Source organism: Halorubrum sp. LN27, assembly GCF_016635065.1.
Taxonomy (GTDB): domain Archaea; phylum Halobacteriota; class Halobacteria; order Halobacteriales; family Haloferacaceae; genus Halorubrum; species Halorubrum salipaludis.
The window spans coordinates 202,607-224,977 of sequence record NZ_JAEPET010000001.1; the positions used below are offsets into that span (position 1 = coordinate 202,607).

General features: G+C 69.7%; 26 protein-coding genes. 11 read left to right on the top strand and 15 right to left on the bottom strand.

The window, feature by feature from the left end; translation table 11 throughout:
- Nucleotides 1-227: 227 nt before the first annotated feature.
- Nucleotides 228-2,468 carry a hypothetical protein gene (locus JIN95_RS00895; RefSeq protein WP_200530262.1) on the bottom strand — a complete coding sequence of 747 codons (2,241 nt, stop codon included), beginning with the start codon at nt 2,466-2,468 and terminating at the stop codon, nt 228-230.
- 174 nt (nt 2,469-2,642) lie between these two features.
- Between JIN95_RS00895 and JIN95_RS00900 the strand changes: the two genes are divergently transcribed.
- Nucleotides 2,643-3,068, top strand: a complete 426-nt coding sequence (locus JIN95_RS00900) for a hypothetical protein (RefSeq protein ID WP_095635398.1) — start codon at nt 2,643-2,645, stop codon at nt 3,066-3,068.
- A 14-nt stretch (nt 3,069-3,082) separates the two neighbouring features.
- Here the strand turns inward: JIN95_RS00900 and hisE are convergent, their stop codons facing one another.
- The 3 genes from hisE to JIN95_RS00915 all read right to left on the bottom strand — a co-directional run bounded on the left by hisE (nt 3,083) and on the right by JIN95_RS00915 (nt 4,291).
- Nucleotides 3,083-3,346: a phosphoribosyl-ATP diphosphatase gene (gene hisE, locus JIN95_RS00905; protein ID WP_198951487.1), complete on the bottom strand. Its 264-nt coding sequence runs from the start codon at nt 3,344-3,346 to the stop codon at nt 3,083-3,085.
- A gap of 77 nt (nt 3,347-3,423) precedes the next feature.
- Complete coding sequence (gene pdxT / locus JIN95_RS00910; RefSeq protein ID WP_200530263.1) at nt 3,424-4,017, bottom strand: pyridoxal 5'-phosphate synthase glutaminase subunit PdxT; 594 nt, start codon at nt 4,015-4,017, stop codon at nt 3,424-3,426.
- A 109-nt stretch (nt 4,018-4,126) separates the two neighbouring features.
- Entirely contained in the window at nt 4,127-4,291 is a 165-nt protein-coding gene (locus JIN95_RS00915; RefSeq protein ID WP_095635395.1) for a preprotein translocase subunit Sec61beta, read from the bottom strand.
- Between the two features lie 183 nt (nt 4,292-4,474).
- Between JIN95_RS00915 and JIN95_RS00920 the strand changes: the two genes are divergently transcribed.
- Nucleotides 4,475-4,744, top strand: coding sequence for a thioredoxin domain-containing protein (locus tag JIN95_RS00920; protein ID WP_004049143.1), 270 nt, complete (start codon nt 4,475-4,477; stop codon nt 4,742-4,744).
- Nucleotides 4,745-4,858: 114 nt separating this feature from the next.
- Nucleotides 4,859-5,008 (top strand): 50S ribosomal protein L40e, encoded by a 150-nt coding sequence (locus JIN95_RS00925; RefSeq protein ID WP_095635394.1) that lies wholly within the window; start codon nt 4,859-4,861, stop codon nt 5,006-5,008.
- 96 nt (nt 5,009-5,104) lie between these two features.
- Here JIN95_RS00925 and JIN95_RS00930 read toward each other — a convergent pair whose 3' ends face one another.
- The 3 genes from JIN95_RS00930 to JIN95_RS00940 are packed head-to-tail and all read right to left on the bottom strand — an operon-like array spanning nt 5,105 to nt 8,399.
- A complete protein-coding gene (locus JIN95_RS00930) occupies nt 5,105-5,749 on the bottom strand; it encodes a dolichol kinase (RefSeq protein ID WP_095635393.1) in 645 nt (214 codons plus the stop codon).
- A gap of 4 nt (nt 5,750-5,753) precedes the next feature.
- Nucleotides 5,754-7,550, bottom strand: a complete 1,797-nt coding sequence (glyS, locus tag JIN95_RS00935) for a glycine--tRNA ligase (RefSeq protein WP_095635392.1) — start codon at nt 7,548-7,550, stop codon at nt 5,754-5,756.
- Nucleotides 7,551-8,399 (bottom strand): CBS domain-containing protein, encoded by an 849-nt coding sequence (locus JIN95_RS00940; RefSeq protein WP_200530264.1) that lies wholly within the window; start codon nt 8,397-8,399, stop codon nt 7,551-7,553.
- A gap of 311 nt (nt 8,400-8,710) precedes the next feature.
- Here JIN95_RS00940 and JIN95_RS00945 point away from each other — a divergent pair, with 311 nt between their 5' ends.
- Nucleotides 8,711-8,932, top strand: a complete 222-nt coding sequence (locus JIN95_RS00945) for a hypothetical protein (protein WP_095635390.1) — start codon at nt 8,711-8,713, stop codon at nt 8,930-8,932.
- A gap of 84 nt (nt 8,933-9,016) precedes the next feature.
- On the opposite strand, the gene JIN95_RS00950 is transcribed toward JIN95_RS00945, so the two are convergent.
- The 3 genes from JIN95_RS00950 to JIN95_RS00960 are packed head-to-tail and all read right to left on the bottom strand — an operon-like array spanning nt 9,017 to nt 12,142.
- Nucleotides 9,017-9,922, bottom strand: coding sequence for a ketopantoate reductase family protein (locus JIN95_RS00950; RefSeq protein WP_200530265.1), 906 nt, complete (start codon nt 9,920-9,922; stop codon nt 9,017-9,019).
- 58 nt (nt 9,923-9,980) lie between these two features.
- A complete protein-coding gene (locus JIN95_RS00955; RefSeq protein ID WP_200530266.1) occupies nt 9,981-11,186 on the bottom strand; it encodes a pyridoxal-phosphate dependent enzyme in 1,206 nt (401 codons plus the stop codon).
- A complete protein-coding gene (locus JIN95_RS00960) occupies nt 11,186-12,142 on the bottom strand; it encodes a succinylglutamate desuccinylase/aspartoacylase family protein (protein WP_095635387.1) in 957 nt (318 codons plus the stop codon). Before JIN95_RS00960 ends, JIN95_RS00955 begins: the two co-directional genes overlap by 1 nt.
- A 154-nt stretch (nt 12,143-12,296) precedes the next feature.
- Here JIN95_RS00960 and JIN95_RS00965 point away from each other — a divergent pair, with 154 nt between their 5' ends.
- Nucleotides 12,297-14,459: a caspase family protein gene (locus JIN95_RS00965; RefSeq protein WP_200530267.1), complete on the top strand. Its 2,163-nt coding sequence runs from the start codon at nt 12,297-12,299 to the stop codon at nt 14,457-14,459.
- Here JIN95_RS00965 and JIN95_RS16380 read toward each other — a convergent pair.
- The gene (locus tag JIN95_RS16380; protein ID WP_255521203.1) at nt 14,456-14,587 is read right to left on the bottom strand and encodes a hypothetical protein; all 132 of its coding nucleotides are present in this window, start codon (nt 14,585-14,587) and stop codon (nt 14,456-14,458) included. The genes JIN95_RS00965 and JIN95_RS16380 overlap by 4 nt on opposite strands.
- Nucleotides 14,588-14,795: 208 nt before the next feature.
- Between JIN95_RS16380 and JIN95_RS00970 the strand changes: the two genes are divergently transcribed.
- Together JIN95_RS00970 and JIN95_RS00975 are read left to right on the top strand one after the other, a co-directional pair.
- A complete protein-coding gene (locus JIN95_RS00970; RefSeq protein ID WP_095635385.1) occupies nt 14,796-15,044 on the top strand; it encodes a hypothetical protein in 249 nt (82 codons plus the stop codon).
- Between the two features lie 94 nt (nt 15,045-15,138).
- The gene (locus JIN95_RS00975; protein WP_200530268.1) at nt 15,139-15,936 is read left to right on the top strand and encodes a transcriptional regulator; all 798 of its coding nucleotides are present in this window, start codon (nt 15,139-15,141) and stop codon (nt 15,934-15,936) included.
- Nucleotides 15,937-16,239: 303 nt separating this feature from the next.
- On the opposite strand, the gene JIN95_RS00980 is transcribed toward JIN95_RS00975, so the two are convergent.
- Nucleotides 16,240-16,773, bottom strand: coding sequence for an inorganic diphosphatase (locus tag JIN95_RS00980; RefSeq protein ID WP_200530269.1), 534 nt, complete (start codon nt 16,771-16,773; stop codon nt 16,240-16,242).
- Between the two features lie 434 nt (nt 16,774-17,207).
- Between JIN95_RS00980 and JIN95_RS00985 the strand changes: the two genes are divergently transcribed.
- Nucleotides 17,208-17,567, top strand: a complete 360-nt coding sequence (locus JIN95_RS00985; RefSeq protein ID WP_095635382.1) for a PadR family transcriptional regulator — start codon at nt 17,208-17,210, stop codon at nt 17,565-17,567.
- A gap of 104 nt (nt 17,568-17,671) precedes the next feature.
- On the opposite strand, the gene JIN95_RS00990 is transcribed toward JIN95_RS00985, so the two are convergent.
- Nucleotides 17,672-18,361 (bottom strand): hypothetical protein, encoded by a 690-nt coding sequence (locus JIN95_RS00990; RefSeq protein ID WP_095635381.1) that lies wholly within the window; start codon nt 18,359-18,361, stop codon nt 17,672-17,674.
- The gene (rnhA, locus tag JIN95_RS00995; RefSeq protein WP_095635380.1) at nt 18,348-18,944 is read right to left on the bottom strand and encodes a ribonuclease HI; all 597 of its coding nucleotides are present in this window, start codon (nt 18,942-18,944) and stop codon (nt 18,348-18,350) included. The genes JIN95_RS00990 and rnhA overlap by 14 nt, the downstream gene beginning before the upstream one ends.
- 218 nt (nt 18,945-19,162) lie before the next feature.
- Here rnhA and JIN95_RS01000 point away from each other — a divergent pair, with 218 nt between their 5' ends.
- Together JIN95_RS01000 and nreA are read left to right on the top strand one after the other, a co-directional pair.
- Nucleotides 19,163-20,164, top strand: coding sequence for a transcription initiation factor IIB (locus tag JIN95_RS01000; protein WP_095635379.1), 1,002 nt, complete (start codon nt 19,163-19,165; stop codon nt 20,162-20,164).
- 82 nt (nt 20,165-20,246) lie between these two features.
- The gene (gene nreA, locus JIN95_RS01005) at nt 20,247-21,575 is read left to right on the top strand and encodes a DNA repair protein NreA (RefSeq protein ID WP_200530270.1); all 1,329 of its coding nucleotides are present in this window, start codon (nt 20,247-20,249) and stop codon (nt 21,573-21,575) included.
- Nucleotides 21,576-21,625: 50 nt separating this feature from the next.
- Here the strand turns inward: nreA and JIN95_RS01010 are convergent, their stop codons facing one another.
- Nucleotides 21,626-21,799 (bottom strand): hypothetical protein, encoded by a 174-nt coding sequence (locus tag JIN95_RS01010; RefSeq protein ID WP_158224014.1) that lies wholly within the window; start codon nt 21,797-21,799, stop codon nt 21,626-21,628.
- Between the two features lie 170 nt (nt 21,800-21,969).
- Here JIN95_RS01010 and JIN95_RS01015 point away from each other — a divergent pair, with 170 nt between their 5' ends.
- Nucleotides 21,970-22,365: a hypothetical protein gene (locus JIN95_RS01015; protein WP_200530271.1), complete on the top strand. Its 396-nt coding sequence runs from the start codon at nt 21,970-21,972 to the stop codon at nt 22,363-22,365.
- The last annotated feature ends 6 nt before the right edge of the window (nt 22,366-22,371 follow it).

Genomic DNA, 22,371 nt, shown 5'->3' on the forward strand with positions numbered 1-22,371 from the left:
CGGCGTCGTATAGCTTTCCATCCAGTGGTGCGGCGTGGCACACCCTCACGCAGCGGCTCGCGGCGCGAAAAAGCGGCTCGTCGCCCGCGCCCCCTCTACAGCTTCTCCGATTCCTGCCTACAGCTTCTCCGATTCCTGCCTACAGCTTCTCCGATTCCCGCCTACAGCTTCTCCGATTCCCGCCTACAGCTTCTCCGATTCCCGCCTACAGCTTCTCCGATTCCCGCCTACAGCTTCTCCGATTCCCGCGCCTGCTCGACGCGCCGCGTCGCCTGCTCGACCCGCTTTCCGGTCGCGTTCGCGAGGCCCGGCGGGAGCCCGTCTCGCGCCGCCGCGAGCCGTTCCTCGATTCGGGCGATCCGATCGAGCACGTTCTCCAGCTGGCGCTCCGTCCCCTCGCCGTCGCCCTCGCGGGCGCGCTGCTCGGCCCGTTCCGCGTGGTCGACCGCGGCGGCGAGCGCGCGTTCGAGCCCGTTCACCGCGTTCGACGGGCCGCCGTCGTCGGATCCGCCTCCGCCCGAGTCCCCGTCGTCACCGTCGTCGCCGTCGCTTCCGTCGTCGTCGCTGTCGCTCCCGTCATCGTCGTCGCCCCCGCCCTCGGCCGCCGCGGCCGCCACCTCCGCCCGGGTCTCCTCGGCCACGTCGGCGACGAACCCGGCGAGCGACGCCGCGCCCGTCTCGGGCCGGTCGATCCGGATCGGGTCGTTTCCGTCGGAGCCGTCCCCTCCGGCCGCCGGGTCCGGGTTGACCCGACTGGCGCCGATCTCGCCGTCGGCGTCGCGCACCTCGTTCGTGTACGCGCCGCCCGCGTGGACGTACACCGCGTCGCTCCCGTCGACCGCCGAGTCGTAGATCCGGCCCGCGAAGTCGTCCTCGATCGCGTTCCGAGTCACGTCGACGTCGCTCTCGGCGTCCGACAGCTCAACCTTCGTCGCGTTCTCGCGGGCGACGAGGGGGATCTCGCCGTCGACGCCCGCGGTCGTCACGGGCTCGTCCGCCGAGACCGTCAGCCCTTCGCTGTGGGGCGCCTGCCCCGCGCCGTTGACGGTGAGCCGGTGGTCGCCCTCGGGGACCCCGTTCGCGACCACGACCCCGCCGGCGAACGTCGGCACCGCCTCCGGGTCGCTCTCGATCAGGACGAACGACTCGGTGACCGCGTCCGTCGTCGTCAGCCCCTCGCCCTCCGGGGCGTCGTCGCTCTCCGTCGCTCGGGTGACGCGGGCGACGACCCCGTCCAGCCCCTCGGCCGCCGCGTCGCCGAACGACTCGTCGTCAGCGATAGCGTCGTACCGCGCGGCGAGATCCGACCGGTGGTTGCCGGCGGTCACGTCGAGCGCCGGGTTCCCGTAGCGCGGCTGCTCCCACGGGACGCCCGTGGTCGTGAGGTGACCGGCGACGGCGTCCTCGACCGCCTCCGGGACCGCGAACTCGAAGCTCAGCTGCGGGCCGGTGAACGCCGAGATGTCCTCCAGCTCGGCGCTCTCGACCAGCTCGTACTCGATCACCTCCTCGGCGGTCTCGTCCGCGGCCGCGTCCTCGCGGTCGGCGTGCCGGAAGGCGATCCCCGTCTCCCGGAGCGGGAGGTCGGTCGGCGGCGACCCCAGCGCGTCGAGCGATCGGACCGTCAGCGCCCCGTCGACCAGCGATTCGGAGGTGACCGAGGGGAGGTCCGGGTGCTCGTAGATCGGCGCGCCCTCGTACTCGGGGACGACGAACGGGAGCCGGGTCCCCTCGTCGCGCGGGAGCCCGTACGCGATGGGGACCCCGAGGAGGTCCTCGACGGTGTCGATCGTCGCGTTCGTGATGTCCGCCAGTAACCCCTCCTCGCCGACGCGCTGGAACCGGTCGGGGATCTCGTTGACCGAGAGCGTGCTGGAGTGCGAGCCGAGCTCGGAGAGGATCCGCGGGACCGCGTCGGGATCCGGATCGAGGAACTCGTTGTTCGGCACGCTGCGGGAGTGGGAGCTGGCGACGTACAGCTGCGGGTCGCCGGCGTCGAGGTCGACGAAGACGTGGAGCACCTCCCAGTCGTGCCAGTGGAAGTTGGCGGTGAACTGGTCGAACGCGGAGTAGAGCCAGAACTGGACGACCGCGAGCGGCGAGTCCTCGTACCGGACCCCGTTGTAGAAGACCGTCGGGTCCGGCGGCTCGCCCGCCTCGTCGTAGCGCTCGTGGTAGCCGTCGAACGCCTCGAACCCGTCGACGACCGTCTCGCCGTCCTCCTCGACGGCGTACGGACGCGGGTCGGTCGGGAACCACGGCTCGGCGGAATCGAAGTACAGCGTCGGCGCGAACCGCGCGGCGAGCTCGTCGAGCGTGTCCGGATCGAGGTCCTCCGTGGCCGCGTCGCTCGGTATCGAATCGGACCCGGAGCCCGAACAGCCCGCGACCGCGGCGCTTCCGGCCCCCGCGAGCGCGCCGAGGACGGTCCGCCGGTCGACGGTTCCGCGATCCGACTCCTCGGTCACGCTCGGCCTCCGTCGGACCGCACGCCGACGTGGTTCGGTCGTGTTCGCGGTTCCGGACTCATTTCGTCGTGTAACGCACACACCGGCGAATAAGTCTTCTGACGGAGACCCGAGACGGTTGCCGATCTGAACGGCGGGCTAAGGTATTTGCGCCCGGCCGAGTGATTTCCCGGTATGGACGGGAAGAAGGCCCTCTACTACGGCGCAGTTGCGATCGCGGTCTTCATCGGCGTCAGCGTCCTCATATCCGTCGCCTGGTGGTTCCTGAGCCTCGTGTGGGCGATCGCCACCGGGATCGTCTCGCTCGCCGTGTTCGTCGGTGTCGTTTACGCCCTCTACAAGGCCGGGGCGTGGGCGTTCGGCGACGACGCGAGCCACGCCGCCGGGGAGTCGCTCGGGCGGTCGCGTTCGTCTTCGGCGTCGTCGACCGGTAGCGGCTCGGAGAGCCGGCAGGATCGGCTCCGCAGACAGTACGTCGAGGGACAGATCAGCGAGGCGGAGTTCGAGCGCCGGATCGCGAGCGAACTGGAGACGGAGGAGCTCGACGACATCGATCGGGAGCTCGCCGATATCGATCGGGAGATCGAACGGGAGCGGTAGGGAGCCGGCGACTCTCAGAACCGGTCCCGGAGCTCGCCGCGCAGGTCGTCGAGGTCGAGGTCCTTCATCGCGAGCAACACCAGCAGGTGGTAGACCAGGTCCGCGCTCTCCGCGGTGAGCTCGTCGAGCTCGTCGTCTTTCGCCGCGAGGATCGCCTCGGTGGACTCCTCGCCGATCTTTTCTAGGACGGCGTTCTCGCCCTTCTCGTGGGTGAACAGCGAGGCGGTGTACGACCCCTCCGGAAGCTCTTCCTTCCGCGACTCGATGGTGGCGAACAGCTCGTCGAGGACGGCCTCGCGGACCTCGTTGTCGGCGGCGTGCGCGGAGTCGTCGTCACCGCCCGCGTCGGGCTCGCTCACGCGACCACCTCCCGCTCCGGGAAGAAGGCGAGGTCGTGGATCCGCGGGTCGTCGGTGAGTTCGGGGTGGAACGCGGTGGCCACGACGGGCCCGTCCCGGACCGCGACCGGGCGGCCGTCGACGGTCGCGAGGACCTCGACGCCCGCCCCCACCTCGTCGATGAGCGGCGCGCGGATGAACACGGCGTGGAACGGGTCGTCGAGGCCGTCGACGGGCACCTTCGCCTCGAAAGAGTCCTTCTGCCGGCCGAACGCGTTGCGGTCGACGGAGGCGTCGACGAGCCCGAGCGCGTCGACCCGGTCGTCCTTCGCGTCCCGCGAACAGACGATGAGTCCCGCGCAGGTGGCCAACACGGGCTTCCCGTTCGCGACGTGCTCGCGGATCTCCTCGTCGATCCCCTCCCGCCGGATCAGCCGCGAGATGGTCGTCGACTCCCCGCCGGGCATGAGGAGCACGTCGCAGTCGGGGACGATCCCTGCGTCCCGGACCTCGACGACCTCCGCGGGCTCGCCGTGCGCGGCCGCGGCGTTCTCGACCGCCGCGGCGTGTTCGGCCACGTCCCCCTGAACGGCGATGACGCCTGCTTGCATGGGAACCGGTCGGGGTGGGACGGGCAAAAAGGGCGCGCTACGGAGCGAGAAAGCGAACCGCTGACGAATGTAGTGAGGTGTGAGGAACCGAAAGCCCCGATCGGCCGATCTACGCGACCGTCAGCGAGAGGATCTGTACGAACACGCCGAAGAGGATGCAGAACGCGAGGACGGTCTTCGGGTCGATCGAGATCGCGTCCCGGCCCTCGCTGTCGAAGTAGCGGACGAGGCCCGCGCTGGACATCAGCCCGCCGGAGTTGGAACCGCTGCTCATACCCGACGGTGCGTCTCGCGGCATTCTAAACGTTTCGTTCGGGACCGAAACGACGCGCCCGCGAGGCGTCCGGCGTCGCGGTCGCGCGAAGGCGCGTAGCCGGCCCGACCGCCGCGGTTCCAGCCGGCGCGTGCACAAGTGGGAAACCCTTATGCGCCGCCCGGCGGTAGATTGCGCCGGATAATGACTGTTCGACTGCTGGATTTTCACGCTGACTGGTGCGGCCCGTGTAAGACGCAGGACCCGATTCTGGAGGAGATCCAGGAGGACCTCGGCGACGCCTTCGAGCTGCAGAAGGTGAACGTTGACGAGGAGCAGGATGTCGCCAACCAGTACCAGGTGCGATCGCTGCCGACCCTCATCATCGAGAACGACGAGGGCGTCGTCGACCGGTTCGTCGGCGTCACCCAGCGCGAGGACATCGAGGCTGCGCTCTCGGAAGCGGGCGCGTAACGGCCGAACCACGGTCTTCTGAGGTGAATCACGGGCGCTCGGTGCGCTTCGAAGCGACCACCACGACCCGTCGCGTCTCGCAACCTTTTACAGCGTCGGCCCGACAGTAGGGGTATGGCCAGTTTCGACGCCGCGGAACGCCGCAACCTCGACCGACACATCTGCATGCGCTGTAACGCCCGCAACTCCCCGGACGCGAACCGCTGCCGCAAGTGCGGCTACACGAAGCTTCGCCCCAAGGCGAAGGAACGCCGCGCGGCGTAGATCGGTCGCCGACCGCCCCTCGTTTCTCCTGCAGATCACTCCTCCGGAGCGACCGGTGCGCGTCGATCGAACGCCTACGCCAACACCGTCGAACGCCTACGCCAACACCGTCACCGCGAGGAGCATGCCGCCGGCCGCGGCGAGCGGGATGGTGAGGTTGTCGTCGACGGCGACGCCCCGGATCACCGGCGGCAGTCCGTCGGCGACCGCGGCGGGGACCGCGCCGGCGAGCGCGACGGCGACGCCGACGCCGGGCCCGAACGCGGGCACGGTGAAGAGGAGCGCCAGCGCGAGGCTAACGACGAACATCGCGATCCACGCGACGGGTCGCTTCGACTCGGTCGCGTCGTTGTCCCCGAGCGCGCCGCTGACGGGATCGCCGAGCGACACCATCCAGATCGCGGGGACCGCGAGCGTCGGCGTCATGCCGGGGATCCCGAGGGCGGGGACCGCGCTTGCCGCGACCGCCGCGGTGCTGATCTGATACATCGCGTAGCCGGCGACGCTGTCGGACTCGTACTCCCGGGTGAGATGCCGATAGACGGCGTGATCGAGCCCGACGACGAGCCGGAGGAACTCCAGCAGACCGACGACCGCGACGCCGACGGCGAGGACCGCGGCCGTCTCGGTCCACGTGAGCCACCCGAGCAGGTACGGGACCGGGAAGAGCGTGCCGCTCGCGTGGACCAGCCGCCGCTCGAACTCCACCTCGGCCCGCCACTCCGCCGCCGGAAGGGACACGGGACTAGCTGGTCTCGACGTCGGTCTCGACTGTCTCGTAGCGGTCCACCAGGTCGTCGAAGTCGCCGCCCGCGCGGAGCGCGGCCAGCTCCGCGGCCAGCTCCGCGGCCGGGACCCGGACCTGCGCCGCGGAGTCGCGCTCGCGGACGGTCACGGTGTCCTCCCCGTCGCCCTCGACCCCGTCGCGGTCGACCGTGACGCAGAACGGGGTGCCGATCTCGTCCTGTCGGCGGTAGCGCCGCCCGATCGAGCCGGAGTCGTCGTACGCGACCGCCAGCCCCGCCTCGCGGAGGTCCGCGGCGACCTCGTCGGCCAGCTCGGTGAGCCGGTCGTCGTTGGTCACCAGCGGGAACACCGCGGCGTCCTGCGGCGCGACCTCGGGCTCCAAGGAGAGGAACGTCCGCTCCTCGCCGTCGACCTCGTCCTCGCTGTAGGCGTGCGCCAGCAGCGTCTGGACCGTCCGCCCCACGCCGAAGGAGGGCTCGACGACGTGCGGGGTGAGGTGCTCGCCGTTCTCGGTCACCGTCTCGACCGAGAAGTTCGCCACGTCGGCGTCGACCTCGTGGGTCTCGGCGTCGTCGCCGTCGCCCACCTCGACCGACACCGTCTCGCCGTCGAACGCGTCAGGGTCGCGCTCGGCGAGCGTCTCGAGGGCCTCGGCGACCGCGGCGGCGTCCCCGCCGAACTCGGGGCCGAGCACGGACATGTCGGGGTCGACGGTCGCGCGCTCGACCGTCTTCGGCTCGTCGTAGCGCTTGAACACGGTGAACGCGTCGTCGCCGTAGGCGTCGTGCTTCGAGAGGTCGTAGTCGGAGCGGTACGAGAACCCCGCGATCTCGATCCAGTCGCCGTCGACCTCGCTCTCGGCGTCCCAGCAGTCAGACGCGTAGTGGGCGCGCTCGCCCGCGAGGTGCTGGCGGAACCGGAAGCGGTCGAGGTCCACGCCGACCCGGTCGTACCACCGCTTCGCGACGCCGAGGTAGTAGCCGACCCACGGCGAGCCGATGATCCCCTCGTCGACCGCCTCGCCGACCGTGGTCTCGACGTACTCGCCGTCCTCGGCCTGCTGTTCGGTCGCGGGGTACAGCCGGACCTCGACGTCGCGCACGCGGTCCAGCGGCGGCTCGTCCTCCTCGGGGTCGATGAACTGCTCCAACTCGGCCTGCGTGAACTCGCGCAGCCGGAGGAGCCCGCCGCGCGGCGAGATCTCGTTGCGGTAGGCGGGACCGATCTGGGTGATCCCGAACGGGAGGTTCCCGCGGGCGTACTCCTTCAGCCGCGGGAACTCGACGAAGATCCCCTGGGCCGTCTCCGGCCGGAGGTACCCGGGCTGGGCGTCGCCGGGACCGATGTCGGTCGCGAACATGAGGTTGAAGTCCTCGACCGTCACGCCCGCGAGCGCGGTGCCGCAGGACGGGCAGGCGATGTCGTTGTCCGCGATGAGCTCCTCGACCTCCGCGCCGGGGAGCGCCTCGGCGTCCTCGATCTCCGTGACTTCCTCGACGAGGTGGTCGGCGCGGTGGGACTCGCCGCACTCGGGGCACTCGACGAGCATGTCGTCGAACGTGTCGAGGTGGCCGGACGCCTCGAAGACGGGCTCCGGCATGATCGTCGGCGCCTCGATCTCGCGGTTCCCCTCCCGGATGGTGAACCGGTCGCGCCACGCGTCCTCGACGTTCTTTTTCAGCGCCGCGCCCTGCGGACCGAAGGTGTAGAAGCCGGCCGTGCCGCCGTACGCGCCGTTCGAGCCGAAGAAGAACCCGCGCCGCTTCGCCAGCTCGACGATCTCCTCGGACGCCATTTATAAGCCCTCCAGCAGGTCCACGTCCCGCACGATGCCGTCGAGGTCGGTGCCGTTGACCAGCGGCACCTGCTCGATGTCGTTGCTGATGAGCTCCTGTGCGACCTCCTTGGCGGTCCGCGTGCCGCTGACGGTGACGAGGTCCGCGGTCATGAAGTGGCGGACCGCTCCCACGGGCAGCTCCACGTTCCGGGTCGGGAGGTAGCGGGCCCCGGTCGCCTTGATCCCCTCCCACGACCACTCGGAGTCCTGCTCGGCGATGGAGTCGCCCGTGCTGGCCTCGCCCTCGACGACGCGGGCGACCTCCAGCACGTCGACCTCGGTGAGGATGCCGGCGAGCCCGGCGTCGTCGTCGAGCACCACGGCGTAGGGGACGTTCGCCAACCCGATCTCCCGCTCGGCGACCGGCAGCGGGGTCTCGGTGTGTGTCGCGTTGACCGCGCGGGTCGCGAGCCCGCCCACTTCCGTGTCGCCGTCGATCTCGCCGCGGGCGATGGCCCGCACCACGTCGGTGACGGTGATGATCCCGACGAGTTCGTCGCCGTCGACGACCGGGAGCCGGCGCGAGTCCTCGGCCGCCATCGTGGCGGCGGCGTCGCCGATCGCGTCCTCTGCGCCCACCGTCGGCACCTCGCGCATCAGCAGCGCGAGCTGGTCCTCGTCCGGCTGCTCGATCAGGTCGTCGCGGGAGACGAGCCCGCGGTACACCTCGTCGCCGTCGACGTCTTTGACGACCGGCACCGACGAGAAGCCGTACTCCTGGATGTACTCCAGCACGTCGTTCCGGCTCCCCGGGATCTCGACGACGACGAGATCCGACCGCGGCGTCATGGCGTCTGATACGTTCATGCACCGTCTTTCAGCGTGCCACCTCTTGTATACTGCGAAGGTGGTCCGCGAGCCGTTTCCGGCGTGCGACGACGGAATCCGGGGAGTCGCCGGACATCCCCCGCGGGTCACCCGCCGCTCGCCGCCCCGAACCGGCGCCCGTGACAACGAGCCGATCTGTTCGTCGGATCGGCGCTCTACTCGGATAATTTCCCCGTGATCGACGATTGACAAAGCCTCTCGTCCCCGATTATCGGCCCGAAACGCCGATCCGCCGACGGCGGACGCTCTCGGTCCGGAACGCTTATAGGTACTGTGAACAATTCACAATCATGTCACGGAGTTCCACTCCATGGGACGACCCGGACCCCGATCACCGCCGGACGGCGCTGCCGACGGATCCGGCCCTCGACGCCGACGACTCGCCGGACGTGATGGCGTCCATCGACTCGTCGTCGTCGCGACCGGAGCTCGTGATCGCGGACGTCTCTCGGGAGAACGCGTGGGTCTCGGTCGACGAGACCGACGCCACCGTCCTCGAGGAGTGGTGTTGAGCCGGTCGCCGACCACCGACAGCTGAGCGTCGGCCTCGGCGAATTCGCTGATTCGCAGAGTTGCCGATTCGCCGATCCCGCGCGTCACCCGGACTCGCGGACCCCTTCTCCGACCTCCCACGCCCGGATCAGCGACGCGATCGTCCGACACGTCGGCGCCGGCACGCCGAACCGGTCGGCGCGCTCGGTCGCGGCGCCGTATATCGCGTCGACCTCGGTCCGGCGACCGGCGGCCACGTCCTCGCACATCGACGACCGGTTGGCGGCGGTGTCGGCGGCGACGCGCTCGACGGCGGCGACCGCCTCGTCGTCGCCGAGGCTGATCCCGTCGGCCCGCGCGACCCGCGCGACCTCGCGGGCCGCCTCGCGGGCCGCCTCGCCGCCCGGCCCGCCGAGGGTCTCCCCGTTCGAGAGCCGCGCGAGCGCCGAGGGACCGTTGATCCCGGCGTTGACCGCGAGCTTCTCGTACCGGCGCCGGGGCATGTCCGCGGCGACGGTCGTCTCGATCCCGGCCTCCTCGAACGCGCTCCCGACGCGCTCCGCGAGCGGGTCGGTCCCCCCCGAGAGCGCCCCGACGACGACCTCGCCCACGCCGGTACAGATCACCCGCCCGGGTTCGGCGAACCGGGCGCCGTAGCTCGCGGTGCCCGCGAGCACGGTGGGGTCGAGCGCCGCAACCAGCCGCTCCTCCGTGAAGCCGTTCTGGAGCGAGCAGACCGCGTCGTACTCGCCGGTCGCGAGCGCCCGCGCGGCCGCGTCCGTGTCGTACGCCTTCGTCGTGACCACCGCGAGGTCGGCCGTCCGGTGCGTCCCGTCGGTGAGCGCCCGGGGGCGGACGCGGGCGTCGACCGCGCCGTCGATCCGGAGCCCGTCCTCCCGGACCCGTCGCATGTGCGGGTCGCGGCCGACGAGCGTGACCTCGTGCGCCCGCGCCAGCAGCCCCCCGACGAGGCTCCCGAGCGCGCCGGCGCCGTAGACGAGGACCTCCATACGCCTCCCCACGGGACGAGACCGAAAAGAGATGGCGGTGGGACGGCCCTCCGCCCGTTCAGCCCTTCAGCCCGCTCCCGGTCAGGGGGACGACCACGTCGGCGTCGGGCGCGAGGACGCCGCGCTCGCGGAGCTCGCGGAGCGCCGCCGGCGCCACGGCGCAGGTCGGTTCGGTGTAAAAGCCCGCGGCGTGGAGCCGGTCGAGCTCCCGCTCGGCCGCCGCCCGCGTGACCGCGAGCGCGTCGCCGTCGGTGTCGGCGACGGCGTCGAGGACCTCCCGCTTCCGGACCGGCTCGGCGATCTGGATCCCGTCGGCGATCGCGTTGACCCGCCCCTCCGGGTCCGCCGCGTCCGCGCCGTGGAGCTCGCGGACGATCGGCGCGACCCCGGCCGCCTGCGCGCCGAACAGCCGCGGGACCGCGTCGATCCACCCCGCGCGTTCCAGCCGGCGGAAGCCGCGGTAGGCGCCGAGAAAGAGGGTGCCGTGGCCGAGCGGGGTGACGACCGCGTCGGGGGCCTCCCAGCCGCGCTGGGCCGCGATCTCGTAGGCGACGGTCGCGGTCCCCTCGAAGAAGGCCGGGTTCCACGCGTGGCTGGCGTACCACGCGGATTCCCGAGTGCCGCCTCCGGTTTCGCCCCCGCTCCTTCCGTCTCCGATTACCGCGGCCACGCACGCCTCGGTCACGTCCGCGCGGGAGCCCTCGATCCGGACCGGCTCGGCGCCGGCCCGGCGGATCGCGCGGAGCTTCGACTCCTTGACGTCGGCCGGGACGTACACCGCGGCGTCGATCCCGGCGCGCGCCGCGTAGGTCGCGATCGCGGCCCCGGCGTTGCCCGAGGAGTCCTCGACGACGCGCTCGACGCCCAGTTCGCGCGCCCGGGTGAGCGTCGTCGTCGCGCCGCGGTCCTTGAACGAGCCGGTGGGAAAGACGTACTCCAGCTTGAACGCGGCGTTCCACTCGTCGGCCTCCGCCTCGCCGCCCGCGGCCCTCCCGTCCGCGTCGACAAGCGGCGTCATCCCCTCGCCGAGCGTCACCCGGTCGGCGGGGTCGTCGCCGACGGCGATGAGCGAGTCGAACGCCCAGAGCCCGCCGCGGAGGTCGACCGACTCCGGTCCGGCCTCCTCCGGAACCGGCGGGTCGGCGAATTCCAGCGGCGCGCCGCACTCGCAGCGCCACCGGTCCCGCACGGTCGCGCCGCACTCGGGACAGGCGAGCTGCCTCGGGGGAGCGCCGCCGTCCTCCGGGTCGCGGCCGGCGGACATCAGTAGCTGTCGACGCTGGTCCCGACCGAACAGACGTACTCGCCGGCGGCCACCTGCGGGAGCCGCCGCGTGCGCCAGAAGACGCCGTCGTCGTCGGCGGTGACGCGGTCCTTCAGTTCGCCGAACACGTCGGTGACCTCGAAGAGGACGTCCCCGGCGGAGACGCGCTCGCCGAGCTCGCGTTCGAACCGGATCAGCCCGCCGGCCGGCGACCCGTACTGGTCGAAGCCGCGCGCCCTCGTCTGGCGTTCCAGACTGACGTCGCCCTCGAGGAAGCCGTAGTGGCGGAGCACGTTGAACACGCCCTCGACGCCGTACCGGATCGACTCCTCGTCCCAGCCGACGCAGCCGCCGAGCTCGGGGTCGACGGTCGGGATGCCGTGTTCCGGGCCGACGCGCGCGAGCTGTCCGTCGGGCCCCTTGATGTCGAGGACGTGGCCGCAGCCGAAGGCCTTCGCCAGCTCTAGGCACTCGCCGTGGAGGCGGTGGCGGATCCCGCAGCGGACCCGCGTCTCGTTTATCATCCGGCTGGTCGACCCCTGGTGGAGGTCCAAGATGAGGTCCGCCCGCTTTGCGGCCTGGAACGTCGCGTGGGCGATGCGCTCGCTCGTCGTTCCGTCCTCGTCGCCGGGGTAGCCGCGGTTCATCTTCCGGTCGTCGATCGGGTTCCGGTGTTCGGCGACCTGGAACGCGAAGTAGTTGACGACGCCGACGACGAGGACCGTCCCGGACAGCTCCGCCGGATCGAGCCGGGGAACGACGCGGTTGACGACGCCGAGCCCGTTGAGCTCGTCGCCGTCGCTGACCGCCTGCATGTACAGCGTCTCGCCGTCCTCGGCGCCGTTGACGACGGCCACCGGCAGCCGGACGGGACTCCCGTCCCGCGTCTCGCCGACCTCGAGACGGCCCGTGTCCGCCTCTCCAGGGGAGGCGCGAGCCGTTCCAAGCGTGATCATTACGCCAACGTGGGCCGGCCGCCCCTTTATCCGTTCGGTCCGCGGCGATCCCCCGACACAACCTTTATCGCCGTCTCGCCCGAGAAGTCGGTAACGACGACCGCGTCGCTCCCCGCGAGGCGCCCCGAGCGCCGATCGCGCGCGGTCCACCCTCATGAGCATCGACATCGACCCGCTGTCCGACGCGGCCGGGCTCACCGTTACGGACCACATCGAGAACACGCAGTTCGAGGTGTACACGGACCGGTCGGTCGAGCCGACCGCGAGCCCCGAGGACGCCCACTACTTCCCGGTCGACGCGAGCGTGACCGTCGAGACCGGTGTCATCGAGATCCCCCGCGTCGCGGTCGTGGAAACCCGCTCCGGCGACGGGAGCCTGCTCACCCGCGGCGACTCCTACGCGATGCCCGCGGGGACGTACCACGTGGGGATCGACCCCGCGCCGACGAAGCTGTACCTCTCGTTTTCGGCGCCGTTCTCCGTGTCGACGACGGAGCGGACGACCCGGATCGATCTGGACACCCCCGCCGAGGTCACGCTCGGGTTCCGGTCGCTCCACCAGGTGCCCGCGGGGACGATCGAGACGCCGACCGACCCCGAGTCGCTGATGGACGCCGTCTCCCTGCTCGGCTCCGCGCTCCAGACCACGAGCCCGGAGCGGTCGTTCCCCACCCTCAGGGGACATCCGCCGCTGATCGAGCCGAGCGAGGAGCTCCGCGTCCCCGACCGGGTCGAGCCGCTCGACTCCGGCGTTCGGATCGTCGTCCCGCCGGAGTACAGATACCTCTACCCGGTGGTCTCGCTGGCGTACTACTTCGCCGCCGACGTGGTCCCCGGCGACGTACCGCGGATCGAGGGCGACGGCTGGACCCACTCGCTCGAGCCCGACTTCGAGCGCCGGACCGCTGAGGTGCTCCGGCAGGCGTTCCACTTCGACTGTCTCGCGCGCACGGAGGGGTTATACCCGGTCGACCTCCACGAGCGCGAGACCACCGACCTCGACCTCGACTGGGGTCGGCTGTACGACCTCCCGCTTGCGGAGCGGCTCGGCGAGTATCTGGCGGTCCCCTTCGAGCGCGTCGAGCCGGAGCTCCCGCAGTGGACGCTGACGACCGACGTGCGCCCCGACCCCGAGAACGTGGAGCTGCTCCCGTTCGTGGCCGGCGAGCTGTCGATCGTCCGGTCTCCGGAGACGGTGACCCCCGCGGCCGCCGGCGAGGGCGACGGGCTTGGGTTCTTCCGCGGTCCGCGGACCGGCGCCGGCGACCCTCCGACCGAGGCGGCGCCCCTCGGTCCGGACGAGTTCGTCCGGGGCGCCGCCGAGAGCGAGCCCGCCGCTCCCGCCGAGTCACTCGACTCCACCCGCGGCGCCGACGCCTCGTCTGAGCGCGGCGCGGTGCCGACCGACGCCGACTTCGTGCGGCCCGAGCCGGTCGACACGGTCGAGCACGCGTGGGTCGGCGCCGGCGTCCCGCTCGACGCCAACAAGGCCACCCTCGACGCGTACCACCGGCGGCTGGAGGCCGGCGCGGTCGAGCAGTCGCGGATCTCCGTGCTCGTGGTCTGTAACGACGAGCAGATGCGCGAGGAGGGGGAGGTCGCCGACCTCTACGGCCTCCGCGACATGGTCCAGTTCGACATCGAGGTGCGCCACGACCTCACCCGCGAGGAGATGCGCGAGGCCCTGCGGTCCGACGTGGACTTCCTCCACTACATCGGCCACGTCGACGACCGCGGGATGCAGTGCACCGACGAGTACCTCGACCTCACCGCCGAGGACCTCGACGTCGGCGTCAGCGCCTTCCTGCTCAACGCCTGCCAGTCCTACCAGCAGGGCGAGGCCCTCGTTCACCGCGGATCCCGCGGCGGCATCGTCACCCTCTCCGACGTGGCGAACTCGCCCGCGACCCAGCTCGGCCGGATCATCGCCCGCCTGATGAACAGCGGGTTCAACCTCCGCACCGCGCTCCACGTCGCCAAGCGGGAACTCATCACCGGCCACCAGTACATCGTCGTCGGCGACGGAGGGGCAACCATTTGTCAATGCCGAAGTGGCATGGCTGTTATTTTCAATTTATATAAAGACTCAAAAGACGTGTGGTACTTATCGAGCGAACTCTATCCAAACGGGAACCACGGAATTGGCTCACTTTCGTGGCTTAATATCGATATAGCGGATTCTAACTATTACGTTCCCTCAGATGTTTCCTTTGAAGATGTTAGTAGTACTAGTCTATCCAGCTTACTTGACCTTGAATTAGTTCCAGTTTTCTATGATGGTGAATTAGTCTGGAGTGACAATTTGTCTTTAGATTAGGGGCCTGGGTTTGCACCGCCAACGTTCGCCGCCGCGGGCGCCGCCTGCGTCATCAGCAACAGCGCGGTGAACAGGACGCCGGCCATCTTCGGGTGCTCTGCCACGTAGTCTGCAACACTTTCGTGCATATTGCACAAAATATCGCGTGATATTAACATCAATACCGTTTTGCGGCAACTATTTTCACATATTTAAATACTCATAAATAATAAATTAATATCTCAGCGCACAACGTTCGCACCTCAGCCACTCCGTCACCATCGACAACCGCCGCCCTGATGCCAGTTTCGGGGGTCGCCCCACCGTTTTTTCAGCCTCCCCGGCGGAGGTGGACGTATGACCAACGTTCACGCCGCGATCCGCGACGCGTTCGAGCACACCGACTACGACCTCGGCGACGTCGCCGTCAACCGGCGACAGGTTCGGGTACCGGTGCTCCAGGAGGGTGCCGACCCCGACGCGCTCACCGCGGTGATCGAGGAGGCGCTCGGCGCGGACGCGGTCGTCGCCGCGACGGTCACCACCGAGGCCATCGACGGCGAGGACACCATCGGGACCGTCGTCTCGTTCCGGTACCGGCCGTGAGGTGGTCGCGAGCCCGAACGACGCCGCACGCCGCCTTGCAGGCGTGTGACGCGGTACGATTAACCGTACGGTGTTCGTACACGCGTCTCAGACGATGACGGTCGACGACGGACACGACGGCGCACAGTACCTCGCCGGGTCGCCCGTCCGGGTCGCGATGCTCCGGGCGATCCGAGAGGAACCGCGCCGCCCGGCCGGCCTCACGGATGCGGTCGACGCGACGCGGACGACGGTCCAGCGGATCCTCTCCGGGTTCCGCGAGCGTGACTGGGTCGTCAAGCGCGGCGCGGCCTACCACGTGACGCCGACCGGGAAACGGGTCCACGACGCGTACGAGGCGCTGCTCGACGAGGTCGAGGTCGCGGACCGGTACGGGCGGTTCGCCGCCGACCTCGAGCGCGTCGGCGCCGACTTCCCGCCCGCGGCGATCGACGCCGGGGAGCTGACCGTCGCGGCCGACCGGAACCCCCTCGCCGCGGTCGACCGACTCACCGAACTGCTGCGCGAGGGGCGCGGCTCGGAGATCCGCGCGGTCTCGCCCGTCGTCATCCAGCAGTTCAACGACGCGGCCGCGGAGGCGCTCGACGGCGGCGCCGAGATCGAGCTCATCATCGACCGCGACGTGGTCGAGGAGTCGATCGCGGAGTTCGGCCCCGCGACCGACCGGGCGCTCCACGACGACGGCGCGACGGTGTACGTCTCCCCGGAGTCGCTCGAGTACGGGATCTTCCGGTACGACGACCTCGCGTGCGTGACCGCCTACGACCGCAGAAACAACCCCCGCTGCGTGCTCGAATCGACCGATCAGGCCGTGGTCGAGTGGGTCGACGAGCGGTTCGAGTCGTTCGTCGCCGAAGCGCAATGCCTCTCCGCGGTCGTCGAGAACGCCTGATTCAGCGTCGCTACGTGCGGATGTCGGCTACGCGCCGACGTCGGATGCGTGTCGTCGTCGCTACGTATCCGCTCCGTCCTCGGAAGCGTCGTCGGACTCGTCGTCGGGATCGAAGTTGGCGGGGACGACCGTCGGGTGATCGATGCCGACGGACGGCTGGCTGTGTGCGCTCATGGCTCTATCCGTACGTAGGCGACCCACTCTCTAAAAATTACCCATGGGCATAACGCATCCCCGGTGCGGGTGGGTATGCCCAACGGTTATGGGTCGCGGGGAGTCGGAGCCGTCCGACCCGCCCTCCGTCTACCGGAAATTCTCGTCGTACAGGTCCTGCGCGTGTTCGATCGCGTCCTTTGCGGCCGCTTTGTCCTCCCAGCCGAGGGTCTCGACTTCCTTGCCCGCTTCGAGGTTCTTGTACGTCGAGAAGAACTCGTCAATCTCGTCGCGGATCTGCTGGGGGATGTCCTCGAGGTCGTCGATGTGGTCGAACCGCGGGTCCTCCGTGGGCACCGCGATCACCTTGTCGTCCTGCTCGCCGTCGTCGTCCATCTTCATCAGCGCGACGGGGCGGGCCTCGATCACGCAGCCGGGGAACGTCTGGTCCTCGACGAGCACCATCACGTCGAAGGGGTCCTCGTCGTCGTAGTACGACTGCGGGATGAAGCCGTAGTCGTACGGGTAGTGGACGTTCGAGTGGAGTACGCGGTCGAGGACGACGCCGGGGATGTCCTTGTCGTACTCGTACTTGTTCCGCTCGCCTTTGAGACACTCCACGACGGCGTAGATCTCGTCCGGCGCGTTCGGTCCCGTCTCGAGATCTTCCCAGAGGTTGGCCATGTACGGGGTACTCCGTCCATCGGTCGCAAAGTCCTTTCGGGTTCCCGCCGCGGCGACCGACGCCACCGCCTCTCTCCGTTGCCCGCCTCCCTCCGTTGCCCGCCTCGATCTGTCGTCCGCCTCGACGACCGGTTTCTCCCCGTCACTCCTGATCGTTCGGTCGTCTTCGCTTTTCGGCGAGGCGCGTCTTCCGGCGAGATCCTCCGATATATCGGGTGACACATTCGGCCCGAAGATCCCGATTCCGTCGACGATCTGTCGTGTATCCCCGGCTGAAGCCGGAGATCGCTCGGGAACGACGTTCCGCCGGATCGGTGTGTTTGCCACCGCTCTCACCGGTAACGGCTCGATTTTCCGGATTTACTCGTGATGAAGTATTAAAACGTTCGTGAACCTTGAGAAAGGTTATAAGTTCGGGCACCTTCCACCTAACTATGTCAGAGGCACAATCAGTCACTGATGACCCGACGACACGGACGGCGGCGGACCTGACGGCGTTTCAACAGAACATCCTCGCGATCCTCGCGGAGGAGCCGATGTACGGGCTCGCGATCAAGCGGGAGCTCGAGTCGTACTACGGCTCCGAGGTGAACCACGGGCGGCTCTACCCGAACCTCGACGACCTCGTCGAGGACGGGCTCGTCGAGAAGAGCGAGCTCGACAAGCGAACCAACCAGTACGAGCTCACCGAGGCGGGCCACGACGCCGTTCTCGGCCAGCTGGAGTGGGTCCTCGACCGGTTCGTCACCGACGAGGAGCGCGCGGACGAGGTCCGCGCCCTGCTCGGCGAGTAACGACGACCGCGTCACGGGCGTCCCGGGCGGCGACCACACTTTTGGCACACGCGCGCGGCGAAAGCCGCGCACGCTCGCACGGCTAGCGGCGGCCTCGTCGCCCGTTACTCCTCGGGACCGTCCACGTCTGCCGCGACCGACTCGATCACGGCCAGCGACTCGTCGAGCGCCGCCAGCTGCTCGTCGCTCGGCCAGCCGTTCCGCGGGAAGTACTCCTCCCGGAACTCCGCGCGCATGTCCGGGGTCGCGTCGTCGACCGCGCGCACGTAGTGATTGCTCATGAACGCCGCGAAGCTCCGGGCGGTGTCGGCGTGCGGCTCGCCGTGCGCCTCGGCGACCGCGTCGGCGACCGCGTCGTTGTACGCGGCGACCTCGCGGTAGCGGTCGGCGTCGCCCGGCCCCGACAGCGACACCTCGACGGCCCGGTCGGTGGTCTCGATCCGGTCGAGCTGAACCGTCCCGTCGTCCATCCACTCCCCGGGGTACAACACGAGCGTGTCGTCCTCGTCGCGCAGCCGCGGGACGTAGTCGTGGCTCTCGACCAGCTCGTCGCGGCGGTCGCGGTAGAACGCGGCCGCCGCCTCGTCCTCCGTCTGCCGGGCGAGTCGGGTGAGCCGCTCCGCCTCGTCGACGACCGCGGCCGGCACGTCGGGAACGCGGTCGTCGCCGTCGGCGGCGTCCGCCGCCCCTTCGCCGTCGACTCCCTCCGGCTCCCCGTCGCCGGTCTCCGCCGCCATCACTTCGCGGGCCCGCTCTTTCGCCCACTCCGGGGGCTCGTCGTTAGTTCGGGTCATCGAGTGCCTCGTTCGCCAGATCGTCGGCGCGCTCGTTTATCTCCCGCGGAACGTGGCCGATCGACCACCGGTCGAACCGCGTTAACAGCTCCCGGACCCGGACCCGCTTCTCCCGAAGCTCCGGGTCGTTGGCGTTCCACTCGCCGCGCACCTGCTTGACGATCAGTTGGGAGTCGCCGCGCACGTCGATCTCGTCGAAGCCGTGTTCGTCGGCGGCCTCGAGCGCCCGGATCAGCGCGGCGTACTCGGCCTGGTTGTTGGTGGCGCGGCCGATCCGCTCGCCGCCCTCGGCGACGATCCCGTCCGCGGTGACCAGACACCAGCCGACCGCGGCCGGGCCGGGGTTCCCGCGCGAGGCGCCGTCGAAGTAGACGTGCGCGCGTCCGCCGCCCTCGCGCAGGAGGGCCGTCAGGCGGGTCGGATCGCTCCCCTGCACGACGACCTTGTCGTCGTAGGCGACGGCGACCGCTCCGTCGCGCTCGGCGCGCCACCGCTCGTGAGGGGTGTTCCCCCCGTCGATCCGGACGCCGGCGTCCTCCAAGCGGGTCCGCGCGGTCGCCGGATCGCAGTCGATCGTCGGCATTCGTCCGGTCTCCGCGCCCGCCGGACTAATGGCTGTCCGTCCGAGGACGGCAGTCGAAACGCCGACCGTGTGTGAGAATACGAGGAGCGAGGTACGTGGTGAGATTCCGGCCGAGAGCGCGCCTGGGGACCGAACACGTTCGTCCGTTCGATCCCGTGCGGCGAGTTCACACTCTCACGAACTTTTAAGTCAATCCGTTTGGATAGTATATAAATGCGATGACACGGCCAACCCGGCAACGGGATCACGACCGGCAGCGTGTGCGGGACGAGGACGCCGACGAGACCGAAACCGACGCCGAGGGGGTCGAGGGGGTCGACGCCGACGAGTTGGACCCCGAGAACTTCGACCCGGAGGAGCTCACCCGGACGGCCGACGGGGAGCTGATACACGAGGAGACGGGACTCATCGTCGAGGAGGAGCAGATCGATCCCGGCCCGGAGTGGCGCGCGTTCAACCACTCGGAGCGCCAGTCGAAGTCGCGCGTCGGCGCCCCGACGACGAAGACGATGCACGACAAGGGGCTGACGACGACGATCGACTGGAAGGACAAGGACGCCTACGGGCGCTCCATCTCCTCGAAGAAGCGGTCGCAGATGCACCGGCTGCGCAAGTGGCAGGAGCGGATTCGGACGAAGGACGCGGGCGAGCGCAACCTTCAGTTCGCGCTCTCCGAGATCGACCGGATGGCCAGCGCGCTCGGGGTACCCCGATCGGTCCGCGAGGTCGCTTCCGTCATCTACCGACGCGCGCTCAACGAGGACCTCATCCGCGGGCGCTCGATCGAGGGCGTCTCCACCGCCGCCCTCTACGCCGCCTGTCGCAAGGAGGGGATCCCTCGCTCGCTGGAGGAGATCTCCGACGTGTCGCGGGTCGACCGCAAGGAGATCGGGCGCACCTACCGCTACATCTCTCAGGAGCTCGGCTTAGAGATGCGCCCCGTCGACCCGAAGAAGTACGTCCCCCGCTTCTCCTCGGAGCTGGAGCTCTCCGAGGAGGTCCAGTCGAAGGCCAACGAGATCATCGAGACCACGGCCGATCAGGGGTTGCTCTCCGGGAAGTCTCCGACCGGATACGCGGCCGCCGCGATCTACGCCGCCTCCCTGCTCTGTAACGAGAAGAAGACCCAGCGCGAGGTCGCCGACGTCGCGCAGGTCACCGAGGTCACCATCCGCAACCGGTACCAAGAGCAGATCGAAGCGATGGGGATCCACAGCTAGGCCTCGCGGGAGGGCCGTCGGTCGCGCGTTTCGTCGCCCGCGCCGGAAACGTTCAAGCCGCCGCGCCGCCAACGGCCGACGAATGCGGCTCGACGAGTTCATCGAGTTCGAGGCGAACGAGCGCGCCGAGCGGCGGCGCCTCGCCGCCGAGAAGGACTACGGGATTCTCGACCACCTCGACTCCTTCGAGCGGCGCTTCGAGGAGCACGTCTCCGACGACGCCGTGGTCGGCAGCGTCTCGCCCTCCATCTTCGTCGGGCGCTCGAACTACCCGAACGTCTCGACCGGGCTGCTCTCGCCGGTCGGCCGCGAGGATCGCGCGGCGGCGTTCGAGACCTCCGCGGCGTGGTACGACGAGGGCGTCTCCATCGCCGACGTGTTCGACCGGCGCACGAGCCTGCTCAACTCGACGCGGGGGGTCGACGTGGCGGACGCCGGCGCGACGGGCGGCGTGAAGTCGGTCAGCGCCGGCGGTGGTCCGGCCGAGAGCGTCCACGACGCGTGGGACGGCTGGCTCGGCGTGCAACGCGAGGTCGCGATCGCGGACCGGCCGGTCGACGTGGAGATCGGGCTCGACGGCACCCCCGACCTCGACTTCGAGGTCGGCACGGAAGACATCAAGACGCCGACCGGCCCCCGCGCCGCGGCCCGGACCGCCGACCTGGGGGAGAACCCGCACGTCCCGCGACCGGTGAAAAAGACCCTCGAAGACGACGACTGGCGCGCCGAGGGCGCGATGACGTACCTCTACCGGCGCGGGTTCGACGTGTACGAGATCAACACGATCCTCTCCGCGGGCGCGCTCGGGCGGGGCGAGAACCGGCGGCTCGTCCCGACGCGCTGGTCGATCACGGCGGTCGACGACACGGTCGGGCAGTTCCTCCGCGGCTCGATCCGCGACAACCCGACGGTCGACCGGATCGAAGTCCACCGCAACGAGTACCTCGGCAACGCCTTCTGGGTGATCTTGGTCCCGGGACGCTGGGAGTACGAGCTCGTCGAGATGAAGTCGCCCGGCTCGATCTGGAACCCCGACCCCGAGGCGGGCGTCTACCTCGCGGCCGCCAGCGAGGGCCGCGAGGGGCGGACCGGCTACGTCGAGGAGACCGCGGGCGCCTACTACGCGGCTCGGCTCGGCGTCTTAGAGCACCTCGACGACCGCGGGCGACAGGCGAAGGCGCTGGTGCTCCGTCACGTCTCCGACGACTACTGGGGGCCGGTCGGCGTCTGGCAGGTGCGCGAGGCGGTCCGGAACGCGTTCGAGGGCGAGCGCGGGACCGCCGAGACGTTCGGGGAGGCGGTCCGCGGCGTCGCCGAGCACCTCCCGGTCTCGCTGGGTCGCCTCCGGCGGAAGTCGACGATGGCGGCCGGCCTGCAGGCGAACCTCGGGGACTTCGTCGACGCGGGGTGATCCGTCCGGCGGTCGCGGCCGGAGACCGGTCGTGGTGGGGCCGGTCGCCGCTAGAGGAAGGCCGTCGCCGTCATGGCGACGGACATCGCGGCGCCGAGGGCGACGACGGCGCCGTCTGCCCTCCCGATCATGTCGTACTCGCGGGCGCGAAACGCGACCGCGAGCATGCCGACGACGCCCACTGCCACCATCAGGACGGCCAGCGCGTCCGTGAGTAATGCCATATCACCGCATGGGCGGCCCGCCTCTTGAAAGTTCGTCCGCGGTCTCGGCGGGGCCCTCGTTCGGCCCCGGTCGGCGACGACTCGTTCCGTCCCCGGCTCCCGACGCCGCGGTTCCGGCCGACGGAACCGGCGTGCCAAGGTATATTTCCGTCCTCGCCCTTGCGGCGTGTATGCGGATGGAACTGCGGGTGTGCAAACACTGTCACAACGGCGAGCACGGAAACGATCACAAGACCGCCATCACGCGGGACATGGTCAAATGCGCCGAGCGCATCCGCGAGTACAAGGACCTGATCGGCATCGACTCGCTGTACATCACCTACGTCGAGGAGGGCGACACCGGGGGCGCCGAGGCCCTGCCGGCGATCGTCGCCTCGATCGGCGACAACCAGATCCAGCTCTCCGACACGCAGCTGGTGATGGAGGACGCCGACGGCAACATGTTAGTCTACCCCGAACCGGAGGACATCCTCAAGGTGTTGACCCGCAACATCGACCAGATGGCCGAACAGACCCGACAGGACGTGACCGTCGACCTCTCTCCCGAGGCGGCGGAGCTGCTGTAACGACGA